This window comes from Cycloclasticus zancles 78-ME (genome assembly GCF_000442595.1).
Lineage (GTDB): Bacteria > Pseudomonadota > Gammaproteobacteria > Methylococcales > Cycloclasticaceae > Cycloclasticus > Cycloclasticus pugetii.
Window position 1 is genome coordinate 1,221,895 of sequence record NC_021917.1, and the last position, 22,082, is coordinate 1,243,976.

Annotated in this window: 21 protein-coding genes; 18 read left to right on the top strand and 3 right to left on the bottom strand. The window is 42.1% G+C overall.

The genetic code is table 11. The features are described from left to right. Position 1 precedes the first annotated feature (1 nt). The 4 genes from CYCME_RS05955 (at position 2) to CYCME_RS13035 (ending at position 3,844) form a co-directional block, all read left to right on the top strand. Positions 2-1,027 carry a MaoC family dehydratase gene (locus CYCME_RS05955; RefSeq protein ID WP_020932419.1) on the top strand — a complete coding sequence of 342 codons (1,026 nt, stop codon included), beginning with the start codon at positions 2-4 and terminating at the stop codon, positions 1,025-1,027. Positions 1,028-1,234: 207 nt separating this feature from the next. Further along, positions 1,235-1,888 (top strand): hypothetical protein, encoded by a 654-nt coding sequence (locus CYCME_RS05960; protein ID WP_020932421.1) that lies wholly within the window; start codon positions 1,235-1,237, stop codon positions 1,886-1,888. Further along, the gene (locus CYCME_RS05965; RefSeq protein WP_020932422.1) at positions 1,889-3,442 is read left to right on the top strand and encodes a Modification methylase NspV; all 1,554 of its coding nucleotides are present in this window, start codon (positions 1,889-1,891) and stop codon (positions 3,440-3,442) included. Between the two features lie 237 nt (positions 3,443-3,679). Continuing rightward, positions 3,680-3,844 carry a hypothetical protein gene (locus CYCME_RS13035; protein ID WP_020932424.1) on the top strand — a complete coding sequence of 55 codons (165 nt, stop codon included), beginning with the start codon at positions 3,680-3,682 and terminating at the stop codon, positions 3,842-3,844. Positions 3,845-3,905: 61 nt separating this feature from the next. On the opposite strand, the gene CYCME_RS05970 is transcribed toward CYCME_RS13035, so the two are convergent. Further along, positions 3,906-4,466 (bottom strand): DUF2889 domain-containing protein, encoded by a 561-nt coding sequence (locus CYCME_RS05970; RefSeq protein WP_020932425.1) that lies wholly within the window; start codon positions 4,464-4,466, stop codon positions 3,906-3,908. A 295-nt stretch (positions 4,467-4,761) separates the two neighbouring features. Here CYCME_RS05970 and CYCME_RS05975 point away from each other — a divergent pair, with 295 nt between their 5' ends. The 8 genes from CYCME_RS05975 to CYCME_RS06010 all read left to right on the top strand — a co-directional run bounded on the left by CYCME_RS05975 (position 4,762) and on the right by CYCME_RS06010 (position 12,700). Further along, entirely contained in the window at positions 4,762-6,387 is a 1,626-nt protein-coding gene (locus CYCME_RS05975) for a long-chain fatty acid--CoA ligase (protein WP_223253226.1), read from the top strand. Positions 6,388-6,426: 39 nt separating this feature from the next. Further along, the gene (locus CYCME_RS05980; RefSeq protein ID WP_015006012.1) at positions 6,427-7,599 is read left to right on the top strand and encodes a thiolase family protein; all 1,173 of its coding nucleotides are present in this window, start codon (positions 6,427-6,429) and stop codon (positions 7,597-7,599) included. Between the two features lie 11 nt (positions 7,600-7,610). Further along, complete coding sequence (locus CYCME_RS05985; RefSeq protein WP_020932427.1) at positions 7,611-8,381, top strand: 3-hydroxyacyl-CoA dehydrogenase; 771 nt, start codon at positions 7,611-7,613, stop codon at positions 8,379-8,381. Between the two features lie 5 nt (positions 8,382-8,386). Further along, complete coding sequence (locus CYCME_RS05990) at positions 8,387-9,151, top strand: enoyl-CoA hydratase-related protein (RefSeq protein WP_051184134.1); 765 nt, start codon at positions 8,387-8,389, stop codon at positions 9,149-9,151. 29 nt (positions 9,152-9,180) lie between these two features. Beyond that, on the top strand, positions 9,181-10,044 hold the full coding sequence (locus CYCME_RS05995) for an SDR family oxidoreductase (RefSeq protein WP_016390211.1): 864 nt from the start codon (positions 9,181-9,183) through the stop codon (positions 10,042-10,044). 15 nt (positions 10,045-10,059) lie between these two features. Continuing rightward, entirely contained in the window at positions 10,060-10,896 is an 837-nt protein-coding gene (locus CYCME_RS06000; protein WP_020932429.1) for a CoA transferase, read from the top strand. Between the two features lie 85 nt (positions 10,897-10,981). After that, entirely contained in the window at positions 10,982-11,383 is a 402-nt protein-coding gene (locus CYCME_RS06005; RefSeq protein WP_016390213.1) for an MAPEG family protein, read from the top strand. Positions 11,384-11,497: 114 nt separating this feature from the next. Continuing rightward, the gene (locus tag CYCME_RS06010; protein WP_020932430.1) at positions 11,498-12,700 is read left to right on the top strand and encodes an NnrS family protein; all 1,203 of its coding nucleotides are present in this window, start codon (positions 11,498-11,500) and stop codon (positions 12,698-12,700) included. A 61-nt stretch (positions 12,701-12,761) separates the two neighbouring features. Here the strand turns inward: CYCME_RS06010 and CYCME_RS06015 are convergent, their stop codons facing one another. Further along, positions 12,762-13,427: a nitroreductase gene (locus CYCME_RS06015; RefSeq protein ID WP_020932431.1), complete on the bottom strand. Its 666-nt coding sequence runs from the start codon at positions 13,425-13,427 to the stop codon at positions 12,762-12,764. A 249-nt stretch (positions 13,428-13,676) separates the two neighbouring features. On the opposite strand from CYCME_RS06015, the gene CYCME_RS06020 reads away from it, so the two are divergent. The 4 genes from CYCME_RS06020 to CYCME_RS06035 all read left to right on the top strand — a co-directional run bounded on the left by CYCME_RS06020 (position 13,677) and on the right by CYCME_RS06035 (position 17,751). After that, positions 13,677-14,423 (top strand): electron transfer flavoprotein subunit beta/FixA family protein, encoded by a 747-nt coding sequence (locus CYCME_RS06020; protein ID WP_020162191.1) that lies wholly within the window; start codon positions 13,677-13,679, stop codon positions 14,421-14,423. Continuing rightward, complete coding sequence (locus CYCME_RS06025; protein ID WP_015006003.1) at positions 14,423-15,361, top strand: electron transfer flavoprotein subunit alpha/FixB family protein; 939 nt, start codon at positions 14,423-14,425, stop codon at positions 15,359-15,361. The genes CYCME_RS06020 and CYCME_RS06025 overlap by 1 nt, the downstream gene beginning before the upstream one ends. Positions 15,362-15,441: 80 nt before the next feature. Beyond that, complete coding sequence (locus CYCME_RS06030; RefSeq protein ID WP_020932432.1) at positions 15,442-17,094, top strand: electron transfer flavoprotein-ubiquinone oxidoreductase; 1,653 nt, start codon at positions 15,442-15,444, stop codon at positions 17,092-17,094. A gap of 42 nt (positions 17,095-17,136) precedes the next feature. Further along, positions 17,137-17,751: a TetR/AcrR family transcriptional regulator gene (locus tag CYCME_RS06035; RefSeq protein ID WP_020932433.1), complete on the top strand. Its 615-nt coding sequence runs from the start codon at positions 17,137-17,139 to the stop codon at positions 17,749-17,751. Positions 17,752-17,809: 58 nt separating this feature from the next. Here the strand turns inward: CYCME_RS06035 and CYCME_RS06040 are convergent, their stop codons facing one another. Continuing rightward, a complete protein-coding gene (locus CYCME_RS06040; protein WP_020932434.1) occupies positions 17,810-19,198 on the bottom strand; it encodes an MmgE/PrpD family protein in 1,389 nt (462 codons plus the stop codon). Between the two features lie 528 nt (positions 19,199-19,726). Between CYCME_RS06040 and CYCME_RS06045 the strand changes: the two genes are divergently transcribed. Both CYCME_RS06045 and CYCME_RS06050 read left to right on the top strand, forming a co-directional pair. Further along, entirely contained in the window at positions 19,727-20,926 is a 1,200-nt protein-coding gene (locus tag CYCME_RS06045) for an acyl-CoA dehydrogenase family protein (protein ID WP_015005999.1), read from the top strand. A gap of 17 nt (positions 20,927-20,943) precedes the next feature. Beyond that, positions 20,944-22,074: an acyl-CoA dehydrogenase family protein gene (locus CYCME_RS06050; protein ID WP_020932435.1), complete on the top strand. Its 1,131-nt coding sequence runs from the start codon at positions 20,944-20,946 to the stop codon at positions 22,072-22,074. The last annotated feature ends 8 nt before the right edge of the window (positions 22,075-22,082 follow it).

Here is a 22,082-nt window from a genome sequence, read left to right on the forward strand (position 1 = left end):
CATGAAAGAGATTTTAATTGATGGCCCTTATTTTGAAGACTTTACAATTGGCGAGTTCCTAGAAGAACCGCCATCCATAACCATTACCGATGGCCATGCAACCTTGCATCAAATGTTGTTTGGTGATCGTTTAAGGTTGCCGTTAGATCGTCATTTAACACACGAAATAACCGGTTCAGATCGTCCGTTAGCAAACGCTATTATGGCGATGGGTTTTGCGATAGGGCAAACAACCTATGCCACGCAAAATGTAATGGGTAATTTGTTTTATAGAGGCTTGGTTCTTAAAAAACCGGTCTATATTGGCGATACTTTAAGCACAACGACAAAAATTGTTGCCTTACGGCAAAATAAAGTCAAAGGCGGGCGTCCCTCAACAGGTATGGTGGGGCTTGAAATTACCACCACAAACCAACGGGGTGAAGAAATTTTGCATTTTTGGCGCTGCCCAATGGTGCCGTGTCGTGATCCAAAAGTACAAACCACCCATGCAGATGACTTAGATATTATGCCGTCTGATATTTCTACGCAAAGCTTGGTAGAGGCAGTACCAACAGACTGGGACTTGGCAACGTATAAAAAGCGTTTTGCGGGCATCCATTTTGACCAAGTAGAAACAGACGTTTTATTTAAAATTAAAGCAAGGGATACAGTAACCTCCGCGCCAGAATTAACCAGAACAACGCTTAACCTAGCTATGACACATACAGATGCTGGCGCCAGCGTTTATGGCAAACGCTTGGTATATGGTGGGCATACTATCTCGATGGCAGCGGCCCAACTAATAAGAGCCCTGCCAAACACCTTGTTAATATTAGCTTGGCGGCACTGTAATCACCTAGCGCCCGTGTTTGAAGACGATATTTTACGTAGCGAAATATCAATATTGAAAAAAACACCGTTAGCATCGGGTGGTGGGTTAGTAGATTTACAAATCAACGTATGGGCTGACCGCGGAGAAAATGCACCTAAAGAATGCAAAAATGACCACGTACTAGACTGGGGATTAGTTATTTTTATGGCATAGACCTAAGTCCATCACCAAGGTGCTACCTTTTAAAGAAAGTAGGGCGGCTAAAAGGGTTTTATCCATGTTTGATGTGCTAATATCAAAATACATGGAAGTACTATCCAGCTATATACAACTAATACGTGGACATTGGCTTTCCGCTTATTAATACTGTTAGCTGCCCTACTGGGCATTACACAAAAATTTATCTACATTGAGAAGAATATGAAGTCAGAATTAACGATTGAAATTTTAAAAAAAGAAGCATCGAAGTTTGCTGAAATAGAGAGCGAATATGATGAGCCTTCACTATATGGGGTAACTGATGGGAAGGCTGTTGGAACATATTTGGAGCATAAGTTTACAGCTTACTTGGCAAGCAATTATCAATATGCACAGGGGAATTCCGCCTCAGGAATTGATATACCTGGCTTGGGAGTTGATATCAAAGTCACAAGCATCAAGCAACCTCAATCGTCTTGCCCTTTCAAGTCCGCTTCCCAAAAAGTATATGGCCTAGGTTACAATCTGCTGATTTTTGTGTATGAAAAATATGATGATCATGAAAACAAAACTGGTCGGTTAAATATGCAGCACACCATTTTTGTGGACAAAGAGCGTACAGCAGATTTTCAAACCACAAAAGGGATAATAGATATCTTGGAAAGGGACGGAAATAAAGATGATATTCTGGCATTTATTTCCGAACGGAATTTACCTGTAGATGAAATTGGTGCAGATCAACTGGCTGATAGAATAATCGAGAATCCACCTGAACAAGGATTCCTAACAATCTCAAACGCTCTCCAATGGCGGCTCCAATACAGCAGAGTCATTCAGCAAGCCGGTGAAGTATCTGGCGTATGGAGAGTTCGTTAAGTGGCGGGCAAAAAATCGATAGATAAGTGGCAGTTTGGCGATTTTCAGACACCATGTTTACTGGCGCATAAAGTTATTGAAGTCCTTAAAAGAAATCACGGCATTGTGCCCGATCACGTCGTTGAACCAACATGTGGCAAAGGTGCGTTTGTGCTTGCCTCGGCGGAGGGGTTTAAGGGCGCAAAAATACATGGTTACGAGATTAACCCAGAGTATGTTGATATTGCTAATGATGAAATTCAAGCCAAAAAGCTTAAAGCTTCTGTTGAGGTAAAAGAGGCAGATTTTTTCGATGTAAATTGGGAGAAAGAAATCTCCAATATGCAAGGAAATTTGCTAATTATCGGAAATCCGCCTTGGGTAACCAGTAGCGAGCTTGGCCTTTTAAATAGTACCAATTTGCCCGATAAAACAAACTTTCAAAATCGCAAAGGTATCGAGGCAATTACAGGATCTGGAAATTTTGATATCTCTGAATGGATGTTGCTGAAGCATGTGAGTTGGTTTGCCAACCGCAATGGAGCAATAGCCTTTCTATGCAAGACTTCTGTCGCCCGTAAGGTTATGAGGCAAGTTAGGCAATCTCCAAAGCATAGATTTTTTGGGCACATATATCCTATTGATGCCAAGGCTTTTTTTGGTGCGTCTGTTGAGGCGTGTCTGTTCGTACTAACAACTGAAATTGGGAATGCAGATTGCGAAGTTTACGAATCTTTAGAATCCACATCTCCTTCCCACGTTATTGGTGAAAGAGACGGATTGATTGTTAGTGATGTTGAGATGTACGAGAAATGGCGGAATTTAAGAGGGCAAGATCCAGTATATATTTGGCGCTCAGGAGTAAAGCACGATTGCTCAAATGTGATGGAGCTAGAAAAGTTTGAAGACGGCTATGTCAATGGCTTTGGAGAAAAGCTGGATATTGAGGATACATATATTTATCCACTACTAAAGAGCTCTGACGTTGGAAATAGTCGAGTAAAGTCATGCAGAAAGTTTGTGATAGTAACTCAAAAAAATGTCGGTGAAGATACGTCCGAAATTAAAGAATTTGCCCCCAAAACATGGGACTATTTAATACGGCACGGAGAATATTTAGACAATAGAAAAAGTTCTATCTACAAAGGAAAGCCAAGGTTTTCGATTTTTGGTATTGGTCAATACTCTTTTTCAGATTGGAAAATTGCGGTTTCAGGGCTATATAAAAGACTCGAATTCAATGTTGTGGCCCCGATGAATGGAAAACCTGTGCTATTCGACGATACAGTGAATTTTATATCAATGAATAGTGAGGAAGAAGCTAGGTTTGTATACGAACTAATAACCTCGCAGCCTGCCACGGATTTTCTTTCATCAATGATTTTTTGGGATGAAAAAAGACCAATTACCACAAAGGTTTTGAGAGAACTATCAATTAAAGAAGTTGCGCAAGAAGTGGGTCAGGTAGATAGGTATCTTGAGTTTATAGGTTCTAATCAAACGAGTGAATTAGGTCAGTTAAGCTTGGGAATAGCAGAAAAAGTAGCTGTCTACGGTGACAAGAAAAGCAGCTAACAAGGCGCTCCACCGGACGGCAATTCCGCTACGCTTCTTTGCCGCCGGTGAGCTTGGTCGTTATACAAAAAAATGATCCCATTTGCTGAGTACAAACAATACTATCAACTTCTCACTGCCGGCATTCTTGGTGGAAACGAAGGTGATTTAAAATCAATAGGGTCAGACTCGATTGATTTATCGCCTTAATATTTAGCATATAGCTTTACTTGGAAGCGCCCAACAGAAAGGTCTTTTTTGAACCGGCTTGATGATACAGAAGAAGGAAAATTCTATGAATTGCTTATTCCAGCAGAGCAGGTTCACCGAACCTACATTTATATAGATTTCCCTGAGCCAGTAGAAGATGGTGGCTATTTTTATTCAATAGATATTGGTTCGTACGTTAAAGCCAGACAATAAAGCCGACCATGGCTGTATTTGAAAGCCTTAGTTTCTGCGTCTTTTTATACCTTTGCTGCACTTATTCGGGCGTGCTTTTTTTTCCGGTGTAATACTCTGGGTGATAAGTAAGAACTTGTTCGCCATCGCTACTCCATGCATGGCAACCATCGATATAGAAGGGTTTTGATGTTTCGTTCTCAGTTTTGCCTTTTGCGATTCCCGCCATTGTTTGGTAAATCGTTGTCGTGGCAGGCCCTACAAGATCAGCTAGGTGCGTACAACCTTGAATACCGGCTACTAAAGACTTTACTAAACGAGTCCACCCCGGGGCGATTTGTTTACCAATTAGTTTGTTGAATATAGGCGTGATCTCGCCACAACAACCGTAGGGTGAATGGTCTGTTACTGCAATGCAATCGTGAACCAACAGATTGGTATCGACTGTTAAGCGAATCCACATTTCATGAATGGGTTCACCCGGTTCAATGGTGCCACGGTAAGAGTTCTCAAGAGGGTAGGTTTTAATATCTGTAATCTGTGCATCGACATCCCATAAACCGTCAGGCCTTTTAAAGCCGTTACAAGTAATTTGGCGAGTATGAATGTTTTCTCGTGGATAGGTACTTTCAGGTAAAGGCATAAGATTTTTTGCGTTTAGTTACAGTGGGGAGTTGCTTCTTGCTTGAAATTATAATCGTTTCTAGGCGTTTGTTGTGCGAGCGAGTGTAATATTTGGATATGTTTTTTGTATTTGTAAACGTAGCGTGGTTGCTTAGGTGTTGCATGGCCTGTGTTTGGTTGTAGTTAGCTTGAATGGCTGTTCGTTACAGAACCAAGCGGTTGTAACGATAAGCTCGTTGCGCCTGACTGATGGCTTGGGTATAGTCATATTTTACCTAGCGCTAGTTTGAATTTAAGTATACGTTCGAGGAAATATGATGTCTATAAAAAGCACAATGATGGATTACCCATTAACATTAAGCACCTTAGTCGAGCGCTTAAAGACGTATTATCCGCGTGTGGAGGTGGTGTCAAGACTGCCAGATAAAACCCTGCATAGAACACACTATTTAGATATTCATAAACGAACTAAGCGCTTAGCTTCGGCGTTAACAAAGCGGGGTGTTAAAAAAGGAGAAGGCGTAGCGACCCTAATGTGGAATCATTACGGGCACCTTGAGGCTTACCTTGGGGTGCCAATTATGGGTGGTGTTCTCCATACTGTGAATTTACGATTATCGCCCAAAGATATTGCTTATATTATTAATCATGCTGGCGATAAGGTACTTATTATTGACGATATTTTGCTGCCTTTATATGAGCAGTTTAAAGATGATGTGGCGTTAGATGAAGTGATCGTTGTTCCGCTAACAGGCGAAAAGGTTAACAGCGAATATACCGATTACGAGGATTATTTAAAGCTTGGTGATGATGACTTTAGCTACCCTATTATTGATGAAAATGATGCAGCGGGGATGTGCTATACCTCGGGCACAACAGGCCGCCCTAAAGGGGTTGTGTATAGCCATCGCTCAACGGTTCTACATGCAATGGCAGAGGCTATGGTTGATACATTGGGAGTTAGTCAGTCTGATGTGGTGACGCCTGTGGTGCCAATGTTTCATGCCAACGCTTGGGGGCTAAGCTATACATCGGTGCTAGTCGGTGCAAAACAAGCGTTACCGGGCCCACATTTAGATGCTGAGAGTTTGATGGATTTATACCAAAGCGAACAAGTAACGTTGAGCGCTGGTGTGCCCACCATTTGGATGGCAATAAAAACAGCCAGAGAAGCAGAGCCGAATCGCTGGAAGACAGCGCCTAATATGCGAATGGTGGTTGGCGGAGCGGCTGTTCCAGAGTCTTTATTTCGGGCGTTTGATAAGTTTGATATGACTATTATTCAAGCGTGGGGAATGACTGAAACTGGGCCGTTAGCCACCGTAGGTATCGTTAAAGAAAGCCTATCTGACCTTGATGAAGATGCAAAATATGCCTGCCGAATTAAACAAGGGTTAACGTTGCCCTTTATTGATATACGAATTGTCGATGAAGAGGGTGTTGAATTACCTTGGGATGGTAAAACATCTGGTAATGCCGAGTTGAAAGGGCCGTGGGTAACCGCTGCATACCATAAGAATGAAGGTGCTGAGGATAGTTTTAGCGAAGATGGTTGGCTAAAAACTGGGGATGTTTGCCAGATAGATCAAGAGGGTTATGTCAAACTGACCGATAGAACAAAAGACCTTGTTAAATCTGGCGGCGAATGGATTAGTTCGGTGGATCTTGAAAACGCAATTATGGGGCACCCTGATGTATTAGAAGCGGCTGTCATTGCTGTTGCACACCCTAAATGGGATGAGCGGCCTTTAGCGGTTGTTGTGGTTAAGGAAGATAAGCAAATAACAACGGACGATATACGTCAATTTCTAGACGGTAAGTTTACTAAAATGTGGTTGCCTGATGCGGTGGAGGTGATTGCTGAAATTCCTAAAACATCAACGGGTAAATTTATGAAAATGGCACTGCGAGAACAGTATAAAAACTGGGTTTGGGAATAAATTAGAAACGTTAATTAACAATTAAATAGGACGAATAATATGAAAGATGCGGTCATTATCGAAGCAGTACGCACACCTTTTGCTAAATATAATGGCGCATTTAGAGACATACCTGCCAATAAATTACTAGCTAATGCGTTACAAAGCGTGGTGTCTAGGTCGGGTATTGATAAAGAAAAAATCGAAGATGTTATCGCAGGCTCTGTAACTCAAATTGGTGAACAAGCCGCAGATATTGCCAGACAATCCTCTTTAATGGCCGGGTTTCCGGTGGAAGTGGCCGGTGTTACGTTGAATCGTTTTTGTGGCTCGGGTCAGCAAGCGGTGCATTTTGGCTCACAAGTTATTGATGCTGGAGATGCCAATTATATTATTGCTTGTGGTGCGGAAAGCATGACGCGTGTTGCGATGTTAACAGATATGACTCTGGGAGAACCGTATAAAGACTTTGCGCCAATGGGGGCAGAATTACTTAAACAATACCCGCTAGTGCATCAGGGTGTTAGTGCTGAATTAATAGCGGATAAATGGGGTATTAGCCGTGCTGACGTGGATGCCTTTGCTATTGATAGCCATGCTAAAGCTCAAGCGGCTATTAATACCGGCGCGAACAAGGAAATAAGCCCAATGCAAGGGTTAGACAAGGAAGGAAATAGCATTATTTTAGAGGCCGATGAAGGTGTTCGCGCGGTTATAGATTCTGATAAATTAAGTTCGCTAAAAACCATTTTTCGCCCGAAAGGTGACGGTGTAGTAACAGCAGGTAATGCCAGTCAAATTTCAGATGGTGCTGCTGCAGTTCTGATCGCTAATAAAAAGATAGCCGTGGCGGATGGTTTTAAGCCAAGGGCTAGGTTCCGTGCTCGTGTCGTTGTAGGTAGTGACCCTGTTTTACAATTAGACGGGCCAATTGCTGCCACTAAATTAGCGTTAAAAAAGGCTGGTTTAACGGTAGATGATATAGATTGGTTTGAAATAAACGAAGCCTTTGCAACGGTTTCATTGGCGTGGATGAAAGCAATAAACCCAGCGCCAGAAAAAGTTAATCCGTGGGGCGGCGCGATTGCACATGGGCACCCATTAGGCGCAACCGGCGCAGGCCTGATGGCAAAAATGCTGGCGGGTTTAGAAGCGACAGATGGACAGTTTGCGCTTCAGACCATGTGTATTGGTTTAGGTATGGCAACAGCCACAATTATTGAACGAATTTAAGGAGCTAGAGAGTGGATTATAAAGATAGAACATTTTTGGTAACCGGTGCAGGCTCTGGCTTAGGTGGTGCAACGGCGTCTATGCTAATTGAGCAAGGGGCTTATGTTGTTATATTGGATATTAATGAGCAAGCCGGTAAAGAGAAAGAAGCTGAATTAGGGGTAAATAGCCGGTTTATAAAAACAGATGTGACCAGTGAAGAAGAAGTGATGGCAGCGATAGAGCTGGCAAAGACTACATTTACAGGTGTGCATGGTGTCATTAATGCAGCGGGCGTAGCCATTGTTGGTAAGGTGCTAGATAGAGACGGTAACCCACACTCGTTAGAGCTATTTACGAAAGGGGTTACTATTAACCTTATTGGCACCTTTAATGTTATTCGCCTAGCGGCGCAGATGATGGCTAAAAATGACCCAACAGAAGGCGGTGAGCGGGGAATTATTATCAACACAGCATCCATCGCTGCGTATGAGGGGCAAATTGGCCAAGCCAGTTATTCTGCATCTAAATCAGGCGTGGTGGGAATGACCTTACCCATTGCGCGTGAATTAGCTCGATATGGCATAAGAGTTTGTACTATTGCACCGGGCATTTTTGAAACGCCAATGTTGTCAGAACTTTCAGATGAAGCACGTGAATCTTTAGGTCAAATTGTTCCTTTCCCGCCACGTTTAGGGCAGCCGAATGAGTTTGCTTCACTTGCAGGGCATATTATTGAAAATGTCATGTTAAATGGTGAAGTGATTCGATTGGACGGTGCTGTTCGGTTAACAGCTAAGTAGGCGATATGATGCAATTCGAAACATTATTAATAGAAACCCCGGCTAAAGGTGTTGCTTTAATTCGCCTAAATAGACCTCGTCAATATAATGCCCTTAATTCAACTTTATTGGTTGAGTTAGGTGATGCACTAAACCATTTTGAAACCGATGATGCGGTTGGCGCGGTGATTATTACCGGCTCTGATAAAGCCTTTGCTGCCGGAGCAGATATTGCAGAAATGGTCGGTATTAGTGGTCAACAGATGCTTGAAATGGTTGAAGCCTCAACCGGTTGGAGGGCTTTATCGACATTTACCAAACCGACTGTTTGTGCTGTTTCCGGTATGGCATTAGGAGGTGGTTTTGAACTCGCATTACAGTGCGATATTTTATTGGCGACGAAAGGGGCAAAATTTGCCTTACCTGAAGTGAATTTAGGCGTTATTCCTGGGGCGGGTGGTACCCAACGTGTTGCTCGAATTATTGGTAAATCGTTAGCAATGGAAATGATTATGAATGGGCGAGCGCTATTTGCTGAAGAAGCACACCAACGAGGTATTGTTAGCCGCGTAATCGAGCCTACTGAGATAGAAGCCGAAGCCGTTCAATTGGCTTCAGAACTGGCTTCCAGAGCACCCTTGGCAGTACGTGCAGGTAAAGCTTGTGTCAATAAGGCGATGAGTTCTACATTAGAAGAGGGCTTATTGTTTGAACGAAACGCATTTATTCCATTGTTTGATACAGAAGATGCTAAACAGATGATGACGGCATTTTTAAATAAATCGAACTAGTTTCTAATCATTGAAATAAGGGGTTAACAATGGGGTATCAATCAGATTTTCGTGCTGGCTTATTTAACAATAGAAATATTATTGTGACAGGGGCAGGCAGTGGTCTTGGGCGATGTAATGCGCATGAGTTAGCGTCTTTAGGTGCCCGTGTTTTGTTAGTGGGCCGTAAAATTGAAAAACTTGAAATGGTTCGCGATGAAATTATCGAAGATGGTGGGGTTTGTGACCTTGGCAGCTGTGATATACGTGATGAACAAGCGGTTACAGAACGGGTGGCAACATTCATTAAAAACCATGGGCAAATTTATGGTTTGGTGAATAATGCGGGCGGGCAATTTCCATCGCCATTGGAAAAAATCAGTAAGAACGGTTGGAATGCTGTGGTTAACACGAATTTAACGGGCGGTTTTTTAATGGCGCGTGAAGTTTATAAGCAGTCCATGTCAATTCATGGAGGGGCTATTGTTAATATCGTGGCAGACATGTGGGGCGGTATGCCAGGTATGGGGCATTCAGGGGCTGCACGTGCAGGCATGGCTAATTTTACACAGACAGCTGCTTATGAATGGGGGCATGCAAATGTACGAGTGAATGCGGTGGCTCCAGGCTGGATTATGTCGAGCGGAATGGATACCTATGACGCTGAATTTAAGGAGAGGCTTAAAACACTAAAAGATGCCGTGCCATTAGGCCGTTTAGGTAATGAAGCTGAAATTAGCGCAGCTATTTGTTTCTTGTTAAGCGATTCAGCCAGTTATATCAGTGGCACAACTATTCGAGTGGATGGTGCTGCATCACAGGGTAATACGGCTATTTACCCATTAGCTCAGGTGAAAAATTCAACCCCATTTAATGGTTTTCATCGTCAAATAACAGCGGACGTTTTTAAATAAATTGCTTTAAAAATAATGTTTAAACCATTAAAAAATATAACGATTGTTACAATAGCTTTAAACCTTCCGGGGCCTTTGGCAGCAAAACGTTTTTGCGAGCTAGGCGCAAACGTTGTAAAAGTTGAACCACCTCAAGGCGATCCGTTTGAGCAGTATTGCCCAGAATGGTATGCGCAACTAAATGAGGGGCAGCAACGTGAAGTTATCGATATAAAGTCAACTGAAGGGCGTGCACAATTAAATACATTGCTGTCATCAGCCACCTTATTATTGACCGCTCAACGGCCAGCGGCATTAGAGCGATTAGGGCTTGGTTGGAATGAATTGCACGAAAAATTTCCATTGTTAAACCATCTTGCGGTAGTAGGTTATCCGCCGCCGAATGATAATCACGCTGGTCATGACTTAACGTATCAAGCCGCACTGGGCTTATTGAATCCACCTCATATGCCTAAAACATTAACTGCCGATTTAGCCGGTGCAGAACGTGCTGCATTTGAAGGCTTGGCAATGATAATGGCTACTAGAGAAGGTGCAAAAGCTAGTCAGACTTTAGTCGCCTTGTCGGATGCAGCTGATTACATGGCTCAACCGTTTAATTATGGTTTAACAAGCGACGGTGGTTTATTAAGCGGTGCTTTAGCTGAGTATGATTTATACGAAACACTGGATGGTTGGGTTGCTGTGGCAGCTCTTGAATCACATTTTAAAACTAAATTTAAACAGCAGTTAGCGCTTAAGTCATTTAATAAACAAGAAGTTGCGATTAGGTTAAAACAAAAATCATCGAGTGAATGGGTGGCGTGGGCTAATCAGCAAGATATTCCGTTAGTGGCAGTAAAAAAAGATTAAAACGAGCATACTGTGTTTGCTGATTAGTGTGCGATATTTAAAATATTTTGTAGAAAATAATAAATAACTAAGGGGAGAACAACACATGCTAACTATTATCATTTGCTTAAGCTGCATCGCTTTTATGCCGTATGTGGCATCGACTATTGGTGGTTATTATCGCGTATCACAAAAGGGTACGTATGATCTTGTTAACCCTCGTGCGCAAGCTCTGCAATTAGTCGGCGCTGGCGCTCGATCACAATACCTTCAAGCCAACTGCTGGGAGGCATTAATACTTTTCTCTGTAGCGATATTGGCTGTGTTTCTTGCTGGTGCGAATATTGAAACTGTTGGTATGCTCTCGGTTGCTTTTGTGGTTATTCGGTGTGTTTATTTTTTTGCTTATTTAGCGAATATGGCTATGTTACGTTTCACGGCATTTACACTTGGTTTTTTTTGCTGTGCGGGTTTGTTTTATATGGCGGTTAACGCAGCTATTCTTTAGTTACTGTGAGATACCCATCGCTGTGAGTTTTTAAAGTGCTTGACTATGATGCAGGTCATATAAGCGGCAAAGGCATTTGTTATAGGGTTAGCATCTTTATATGATGCTAACTGTATGAATACGTTAAACGAAAATCCTTCGCAAGCAGAAATAAAATTCAATATATTTGTTTTAGGCTTTCGCCCATTTTTCCTTGCAGCCGGTGTGTTTTCAATAGTCAGTATGTCGGCCTGGATGGCGATATATGGTGCTGGGTTACAAATTCCTATGGCTGGTTTGCCTAGCTCGTACTGGCATGCGCATGAAATGTTGTACGGCTATACGATGGCGGTGGTGGCTGGTTTTTTATTAACGGCTATTAAGAATTGGACTGGCCAGCAAACTATTCAGTACACGGCTTTATTAATGCTGTGCTTAATGTGGCTGGGTGCTCGAGCTTGTATGTTGCTTGGGGCGAATTTTTTCATTCCTGCGGCGATGTTAGATTTAGGTTTTAACTTCTGTTTATTGTTGGCCGTGTTAGTGCCTGTTTTTAAGGTGAAACAGTGGCGGCAAGCAGGCATTGTGTTAGTGGTTTTTTTAATGGCGTTGTTCAATACGTTGTTTTATCTTGGCGTGTTTGGGGTCGTTGATGCCGGTACCTATTGGGGTATTTATGGCGCTTTATTTTTGTTGTTAGCGCTAGTGATGATAATGCTGAGACGTGTGATGCCTTTTTTTATTGAAAAAGGTCTCGATGAAACGGTTCAGTTGAAAAACTCCTTGTTTTTGGATAGCGCAAGCATTGTGCTGTTTTTGCTATTTGGGATAAATGAAGTATTTATTCTGGATGTGATGACAAGTAGTTATTTGGCGTTATTGTTATTTATTGTTTCTTCCGCCCGTTTATATAATTGGTATGCAAAGGGCATATGGCGTAAACCGCTTTTATGGGGAATTTATAGCGCTTTTATGGTTATAACCTTGGGCTTTTTATTGTTTGCTTTAGTGCCTTATGTGGATGTAGTAACACGTTCGCTTTCAATTCATGCTTTTACTTTAGGCGGGTTTGGCTTGTTGACGCTTTCTATGATGTCACGTGTTACCTTGGGTCACACAGGAAGAGGGGTTAAGCAACCTTCTTCGTGGATTACGGTGGCGCAATGGTTATTAGTAATGGGGGTTATTAGCCGAGTTGTCGTACCATTGTTTTTTCAGCGTTTTTATCTCGAGTCGGTTTTTATGTCGCAACTGCTTTGGATAATAGGTTTTGCCATTTTCCTTGTTGTTAATGTGCCTTTTTTAACAAAAGCAAGAGCCGATGCTGCTGAAGGTTAAACGTGTCCCTTAGCAGCATGGTTCTTTATAAAAACAATGGATAACACGATTAAGCGAGGTGTTAATCTGCCCATGTTGTGAAGCTGTCCACGTCTTCACGTTGTGTTCGATATTGATTTACAGCTTTATCATTATCGGGGTAACCGACAGATAAGCTACAGATGAAGGAGTATTGATCAGAGACGTTTAAACTCTCACGTACCAGGTCAGGGTAATCACTGGTTGAGGCCTGCGGGCAACTTCCTAGACCATGGCCGCGGAGGGCTAACATAACACTTTGTACAAACATCCCCATGTCAAACCATGAACCTTGGGCCATTATTTTATCGATAAAGAAAAACATGCTGACGGGCGCATCAAAAAATCGATAATTAGCCAAGGCTGCCTCGGTTCGTTTTTCCTTGTCTTCACGGCCAATATCTAAGGCTTGGTAGAGGTCCATTCCACATTGGAAGCGTCTGCCTTTGAACGGCTCGACCCATTCTTTTGGGTAGTATTGATAATCGGGGTTTGCTTTAACGCCATTTTTGGCGGCGTTTAATAAGGCATCTGAAATAGTTTGTTTTGTTTTACCTTGGGCAACAACGACTTTCCAAGGTTGTGTGTTGGTACCAGATGGAGCCCAACGCGCAGTATCTAGTACATCATAAATTACTTCTTTCGCTACGGGTTTATCTTGAAAGGCACGTACCGAGATTCGTCCTTTAATTGCTTCTTTTATATCCATGGAATTAAGACCGATTCATTTTAAAAAATATATATTATCAGCTTTGTGAGCGTCTAATAAAATAAAACGGGGTTAAAGGTCGATGTGTCTTTACTCAGTTTTTAGAAAGATTAAAGCTTTCAATTTGTTGTACAATTTAAATTCAAATATCTATTAGATTTTATCGTAGGTCAACTCAATATTATCTTTAAAAGAAACCTAATGATTGTTAGAATGTCCTTTAAAGTAACGAAAATGAAGGTAAAGTAAATGAAAGTTTTAGTGGGTGTTAAACGAGTTGTTGATTACAACGTTCGGATACAGGTTAAGGCCGATGGTTCAGGCGTTGCCACTGATGGCGTTAAAATGAGCATGAATCCGTTTGATGAAATTGCTGTTGAAGAGGCGTTACGTCTCAAAGAATCAGGAACAGCAGAAGAAGTGATCGCTGTAACGATAGGCCCTAAAGTTTGTCAGGAGCAATTAAGAACTGCGCTAGCGATGGGTGCAGACCGTGCAATTCATGTTGAAACAGATGATGAAATTCAACCGTTAACAGGGGCACGTATTTTAAAAGCACTGGCTGATAAAGAGCAGCCTAAGATTGTGTTGTTAGGTAAACAAGCGATTGATGACGATAATAATCAAACAGCTCAAATGCTGGGTGCGTTATCACATTGGCCACAAGCAACATTCGCATCAGAAGTAAAAATTGAGGGTGACACAGCACAAGTGACTCGTGAAATTGATGCTGGACTTGAAACGTTATCAGTTGATTTGCCAGCTGTTATTAGTGTGGATTTACGATTAAACGAGCCGCGCTATGTCAAACTTCCCGATATTATGAAAGCAAAGCGTAAACCGATTGAAACAGTAACCGTTGCGGAACTAAATGTTGAAGCAGCAGCACCAGTCAAGGTTTTAAAAACATCTGCACCGGCAAAACGCCAAGCAGGTATTAAAGTAGAGTCTGTTGATGAACTGGTTAGCGTATTAAAAGAAAAAGGGTTGGTCTAATGAGCAAAGTACTGGTTATTGCAGAACATAATGGTAGTGAATTAAATGGTTCTACAGCACGTGCTGTAGCTTGTGCAAGTGAACTTGGTTTAGAGGCTGTCGATGTGGCTGTGTTAGCTTCCGATGGACAATCGGTGGCAGAACAAGCGGCTAAGCTAACGGGTGTTGCAACAGTCATTTTGGTTCAAAACGAGGTTAATGAGCACGCTGTGGCAGCATTGCTAGCTCCGCAAATTGAGGTGTTAGCATCAGAGTACAGTCACGTGTTCGCGCCAAGCACAACATTTGGTAAAGATTTAATGCCGCGCGTTGCTGCACACTTGGGTGTGCCGCAAATCAGCGATATTATGCGTGTTGAAAGTGCAACTGTTTTTGATCGCCCAGTTTACGCTGGGAATGCGGTTGTAACGGTTGAAGCGCCAGAAGGATTAGTGGTTGGGACGGTTAGAACGGCATCATACTCAGCAGTCTCAACAGAAGGTTCTGCTGTGATCGAAACACGCGAAGTAGCGGCTAACTTGCCTTCACACACGCGTTATGTAGGCCTTACCACCAGTGGCGGCGGCGATCGCCCTGATCTTCAAGCGGCTACAAAAGTTGTTTCTGGTGGACGTGGTGTTGGTAGCGAAGAAAACTTCAGTGTTATTTATAGTTTGGCTGATAAGTTAGGGGCGGGTGTTGGTGCATCGAGAGCAGCCGTTGACGCGGGCTTTATTCCTAATGATCATCAAGTTGGTCAGACGGGTAAAATTATTGCACCGGAACTTTACATGGCCTTTGGTATCTCAGGCGCTATTCAACACCTAGCGGGTATTAAAGATGCTGGAACTATCGTTGCTGTTAACAAAGATGCGGATGCGCCCATTTTTGAAGTGGCTGACTATGGTTTGGTTGGTGATTTATTTGAAGTGATTGAAGAGCTTGAAAAAGCCTTATAAGTATTTTATAAAATAATGAAGGTGCCAGGGCTACTGATAAGCGCTGGCACCTTTTTTTCGTATTAATGTTAGGGGGTAATATGGAACGTGAGTCAATGGAGTTTGATGTAGTGATCGTTGGTGCTGGGCCTGCTGGCTTATCAGCGGCCTGCAAACTGATGCAGTTAGCGCAAGAAAAAAACCAAGAATTAATGGTTTGTGTTATTGAAAAGGGCTCGGAAGTTGGCGCACATATTCTATCGGGTGCGGTGATTGAACCCACAGCGATGGATGAGCTGTTTCCTGATTGGAAAGAAAAAGGCGCACCATTAAAAACAAAGGTCAAAGGAGATGATGTTTATTATTTAACTGGCCAAGAAAAAGGTATCAAAACCCCTAACTTTTTAATTCCTAAACCGATGCATAATGAAGGTAATTATATTGTTAGCATGGCTAATGTGTGTCGTTGGTTGGCTGAGCAGGCAGAAGGGATGGGTGTTGAAATTTTCCCTGGGTTCACGGCATCAGAGGTTTTATATAATGATGATGGCAGTGTTAAGGGTATTTTAACCGGCGACATGGGCGTTGCTGAAGATGGTTCAGAAAAAGATGGCTACATGCCAGGTATGGAATTGTTGGCTAAACAGACGATTTTTGCTGAAGGCTGCCGCGGTCACCTTGGTAAGCAGTTAATGGAAACCTTTAACCTGCGTGAAAATGTTGACCCCCAGCATTATGGCTTAGGAATTAAAGAAATTTGGACAATTGAGCCGGAAAAACACGAAGAAGGGCTTGTCGTGCACACGGCTGGCTGGCCGCTTGATAACCACACTGAAGGCGGCGGCTTTTTGTACCATATGGAAAATAATCAAGTCGCACTTGGGTTTATCGTTGCATTAAATTATGACAACCCACATTTGAGCCCGTTTGATGAAATGCAACGTTGGAAGCTTAACCCTAAAATTTCTCAGTTCCTTGAAGGTGGAAAACGGATCGCATACGGTGCACGTGCAGTTAACAAAGGAGGAATGCAGTCAGTTCCTAAGCTTAGTTTCTCTGGTGGGCTGTTAGTGGGTTGTGATGCTGGTTTCCTAAATGGTGCAAAAATTAAAGGCAATCATACGGCCATGAAAACCGGAATGTTAGCTGCTGAAGCAATTATGGAGTCGATGTTAGCCGGTGATATTGCAAATAAGGCATTAACCGTAATGGACGATAAATACAAATCATCTTGGGTATTTGATGAGTTGTATAAAACCCGTAATTTCGGCCCAGCGTTACATAAATTTGGTACGTTACTGGGTGGCTCATTTGCTTGGTTAGACCAAAATATTTTTGCAGGGAAGATGCCTTTTACTTGGCATAACACCACACCCGATCATGAAACTTTAAAACAAGCTTCACAGTGCGAGGCGCCAGACTATCCAAAACCTGATGGAAAGCTTACGTTTGATAAATTGTCATCTGTTTTTTTATCTAGCACGAATCATGAAGAAGATCAGCCTTGCCATTTAAAATTAATAGATCCTTCTGTTCCAATTAAACATAATTTGCCGCTGTATGATGAGCCAGCTCAACGTTATTGCCCAGCTGGGGTTTATGAAGTGATTGAAGATGCTGAGGGCCAGCCAACGTTTCAGATTAATGGCCAAAACTGTGTGCATTGCAAGACATGTGATATTAAAGACCCTACACAAAATATCACCTGGGTGACGCCTGAAGGGGGCGGTGGGCCGAACTATGCCAATATGTAGTTATGTTATAATCATTCAATTTAGTTAATCGTAAATTTAGCCATGTCGACAATACCAGCAGCTGCTCCAAAAAATAAAGTGAAGAAAACCAGAGAGAGAATTTTAGATGCTTCAGCAGCTTTGTTTAGTAAGCAAGGTTATAACGGTACAGCATTAAGAGATATAGCCAAGTCATTAGATATCAAGGCGGGTAGTCTTTATTATCATTTTGATTCGAAAGAACAGCTAGTTCTTGAGATTTTAAAGATTGGTCTTGAAAATATAATTAATACCGTGCTTGCTCGTGTTAATGCGTTGCCAGAAGACGCGTCGACTCAAGAGGTCTTGATGGAGGCTGCAAAGGGACATTTAACTGCTTTGCTTGAAAAAGGAGACTATACCTCAACGAGTATTCGTAACTATGGGCAAATGCCAACTGCAGTCCAAGAAGAAGGGCGTGTAGGACGAGATAGGTACGAAAATATTTGGCGAAAATGGCTAGTTGCCGCACAGGAAAAAGGTGACATTAAAGCCGATGTCGATTTAAAAATATTAAGGCTGTCTTTACTAGGCTCACTTAATAGAACACTCGCTTGGTATTCACCTGGTGGTAAAACAATTGATGAAATTGCAGAAATTCAAATTGGTTTTTTCTGGGATGGTATTAAAGGGTCATAGTATTAAAGTGAATAACGTCAGCCAACTGTTACGTTATTCACTTTAAATTTAGTGGTCGTTATAAATGACTTGTTAATTCTGTCACGCTAGAAAATGAGGCCAAATTTAAAATAGCTTGTTGAATCTCAGTTGCTTTGTTTTTTGAGATTGCCAATTGGCAGTTAAGGAAAAATTTCTTAGCAATATCGTCAGCACTTAACGGCCTATCAAAACAACCTCGGTTTTTATGTTCGCGATGTTTCAGGACGCGCCCATCTTTTAAGGTGATATGTACTTCACCGGAGTAATAGGTTGGGAAACCAGAGTTTGGGTCTACCTGATAAATCACTTTTTTTGCTAATGCTGCAACGACAGGGTCTGCCAAGGGTGTAGGTTCTAGATCTGCTAAAGTAAAATCGTGGCGGACTAAAGCAACAGCAACTAAGTAAGGCACACTAAATTGAGCTTCATATGCACAGGTTGGTGCTTGTTTGTTCTCAAGCGGCTCGCACACTGTTTTAACAACTTCCTCGGGAACTAGTGCTGTAATGCTCTCAATTTGATCGACCGTTAATTGATGCTCTTTCGTTAAGTGTAAAGTAGCATCAATGCAAGCATGGGTGAAATGGCAAGAAGGGTAAGGCTTAACGCCTACATTCATAACCTCCCAAACAGAATTTAAGCCGGCGGTTGCTAAATCATAATCACAACCCGGTTCCAGCCCAATCAAGTGACTGTTGTATAAACCAAAACGCCCTTCATAAGGCAAACTCGGGCCAATATATCCGGCCTTAGCAAAGGTCGCTGCCATAATGCCAGATACGGCAGCCCAGCCTGGGTGATAACGCTTGGTCCATGCGCCATCTTCCAAAAATTCAAAATTACCTGAAGCCATACTTAAGGCAATACCTTGCGCCATCGTCTTCTGTTCTACGGGCAGCTTCATTAACATGGCAGCGACAAGGGAACAGGCAAATGCTCCTGCGATTCCGGTGGGGTGATGACCGACTTGGTGAAAGGCTCCTTTTGCAACCATTCCAAGTCGAGCCCCGACTTCCATGCCTGCTATATAGGCGGCTAACATCTCTTCACCGGTTGAATTACATTTTTCAGCAACTGCTAAAACACAGGGCCAAACTGCAGAGGTCATATGCACTACACCTGCGACATGAGTATCATCAAAATCTAGTCCATGTATGAGTAAGCCATTGGCCAGCGCAGCATCTCGGTAGGGCATTTTTTCACCTGTTCCGAGTACAATATGCTCACCGGGCTCCTTAAAGAGACGTAGTGCTTCGAGCCCTTTTTTGCTGAAATCATATTGAGTTGAAGCATAGGCGATACCTGTTCCATCTAGAATTAGTTGTAAGGCATATTGCTGAACATCAAGGGGGACGTTATTGAGATTGAAACCATGAACAAATTGAGACAGTTTAGTTGAGATGGTTTGAGAAGCTTGTTTATTCATTTAGCGTTATCCAATGTGAGTAAATGTTATTTTATTGTGAAAAATAACATAAAAAAGCTTAAATTACTTGCAAAATCTAACGATTGTTAGTATTTTATATGGTTGTGCTTTATGCCCTAAGGGTGAGGAGCAAATTGCCTTGAAGGCATTTTGTTTATTGATGCCGAATTTTTGAATTGGTAGCCACTGCCTATGAAAGCTTAGTAATTTAGGCAAAGTAAAACAATTGAAGGCTAGAAACGTGAGGGCGTAAATGAAGAGGTGTGCCTGTTTCTAGTGATCCAAAGCAAGATGATAACTAACAGTAGGTAATACTAAGACACTAACAAGAGTTAGGCAGACGCACTATTAACCGCCCGGGTGTCTATAATGGCTTCACGAATTAGTTGAAGACTATAAAACGAGAGTTAAGCGGCTATAGATCAACAATAAAACTATCAACCCATACCGTTTAGGGTGTAGAGAACCAATCAATAAAACTTATTTAAAAGATAAATTTAATAAACTAAGGCAATAAAGGAGTTATACGTGGATTTAAATTATACCCCCGAAGAAAAAGCCTTCCAGCAGGAAGTGCGTGAATTTATTAAGGAAAATTACCCTAAAGATATACAAGAAAAAGTAGCTAAAGGTATCGCCCTTAAAAAAGAAGACTACGTACGCTGGCAAAAAATTCTGGCGGCTAAAGATGGTTGGGTTGCTCCAGGTTGGCCTGCTGAATATGGTGGCCCAGGTTGGACGCCGGTGCAAAAATATATCTTCGAGGAAGAGTGCGGTGCAGCTAATTGCCTTAGGACAGTAGCTTTTGGTTTAGTGATGTTAGCACCGGTGTTGATGAAATATGGTACGCCTGAACAACGCGATAAATATCTAAATGATATTCTTCATAGTAATGTGTGGTGGTGCCAAGGTTATTCGGAACCTAATGCAGGTTCAGATTTAGCTTCATTACAAACAAAAGCTGAAAGACAGGGCGACCATTACATTGTCAATGGCTCAAAAACATGGACAACACACGGCCATTACGCCGACATGATGTTTACACTGGTAAGGACCAGCCAAGAAGATCGAAAACAAAAAGGCATTAGCTTTTTATTAATTGATATGAAATCGCCAGGTGTTTCAACCTCGCCGATTATTACGGTTGATGGCATGCATGTGGTTAACCAAGTATTTCTAGAAAACGTGAAAGTGCCGGTAGAGAACCTAGTGGGCGAAGAAGGTGAAGGCTGGACAATTGCTAAATCATTATTGATGCATGAGCGAACATATATTGCGCAAGTACCTCGTTCAAAAAGACAAATTAAACGTCTTAAAGAGCTCGCTTCAAAAGAAAAATATAATGGTAAGCCATTGATTGAAGATGCGATGTTTAAAGCGAAAATATCAGCAGTTGAAATTGAATTAATGGCCTTAGAAATGACTAATATGCGCGTGTTGTCCAAACTTGCATTGGGCGATGCGCCGGGTGCTGAGTCCTCGCTTTTAAAAGTTAAAGGGACAGAGGTTCAACAAGCAATCACTGCTTTATTAATGGAAGCAGTTGGTTATTTTGCCTTGCCTTACGTAAAAGAGTCTATGACCGAAGGTTGGCAAGAAGAACCTATTGGGCCGGAAGAAGCATCAGTACTGACGCCTCACTATTTAGATTGGCGTAAATCATCCATTTATGGTGGATCAAATGAAATTCAAAAGAACATCATGGCGAAGGCCGTGTTGGGCCTTTAAGCAGTAGGAGTAGTTAAATGAATTTAGAATTTACTGAAGAAATGATCATGTTGCAAGATGGGATACATAAGTTCTTGCAGAATGAATATGACTTTGAGACTCGCCAATCACTTAGTCGTAAAGGCATTGGTTACAGCGAAGAAAATTGGCAAAATTTTGCTGATATGGGTTTATTGGGCGTGCCATTTGATGAAGAGTTTGGCGGTTTTGGTTTTGGCCAAACAGGTTTGATTGTAATAATGGAGGCGATTGGTAAAGGTCTTGTTGTTGAACCGTATTTAGCCTCTATTGTATTGGGTGGTTTATTGATTCAACGAGCTGCAAATACTGAACAAAAAGAAGCCATTTTACCTGCTCTTATTGCAGGGGAAATGAAACTAGCATTTGCCTATGCTGAGCGTCAATCACGCTATAACTTAACTGACGTTGAATTTAGCGCACAGAAAAAAGCAGCTCAATACTGTTTGTCTGGTGCAAAATCGGTGGTATTTAATGCAGAAACGGCGGATAAAATAATCGTTTCAGCTAGAACCAGTGGTGATAATTTTACGCCAGAAGGGATTTCTTTATTCATTGTTGATAAAGATATAGAGGGCTTAACCTCGCGTGATTATGAAACAGTCGATGGCCTACGTGCTTCTGAATTAACATTTGATAATGTCATGGTAGATGAAAGCGCCCTTGTTGGTGACTTAGATGGTGCATTTTCCGACATTGAATATGTGATTGATGCTGCAACAGCTGCAGTTTGTGCCGAAGGGGTTGGTGTGGTGACTGAGTTGCGTGATAAAACTGTAGAATACCTTAAAACACGTAAACAATTTGATCAGCCCATTGGTAATTTTCAAGTACTTCAGCACCGCTGTGTTGATATGTTTATGACCGAAGAACAACTGCGTTCGTTGTCCTATCTGGCCGCTATCAAGGTGTCAGAAGATGATACGACTGAACGTGTAAAAAGTGTCTCTGCGGCTAAAGTTTATTTGGGAGACGCACGATCAATTGTTGGTGAGCAAGCCGCTCAATTACACGGTGGTATCGGCGTAACCGATGAATTAGATGTTGCACATTATGTAAAACGTTTAACCATGATGAATGCTGTGTTTGGAGACCGTGATTATCATCTACAGCGTTTTAGTCAGGCTTAAAGGACGTA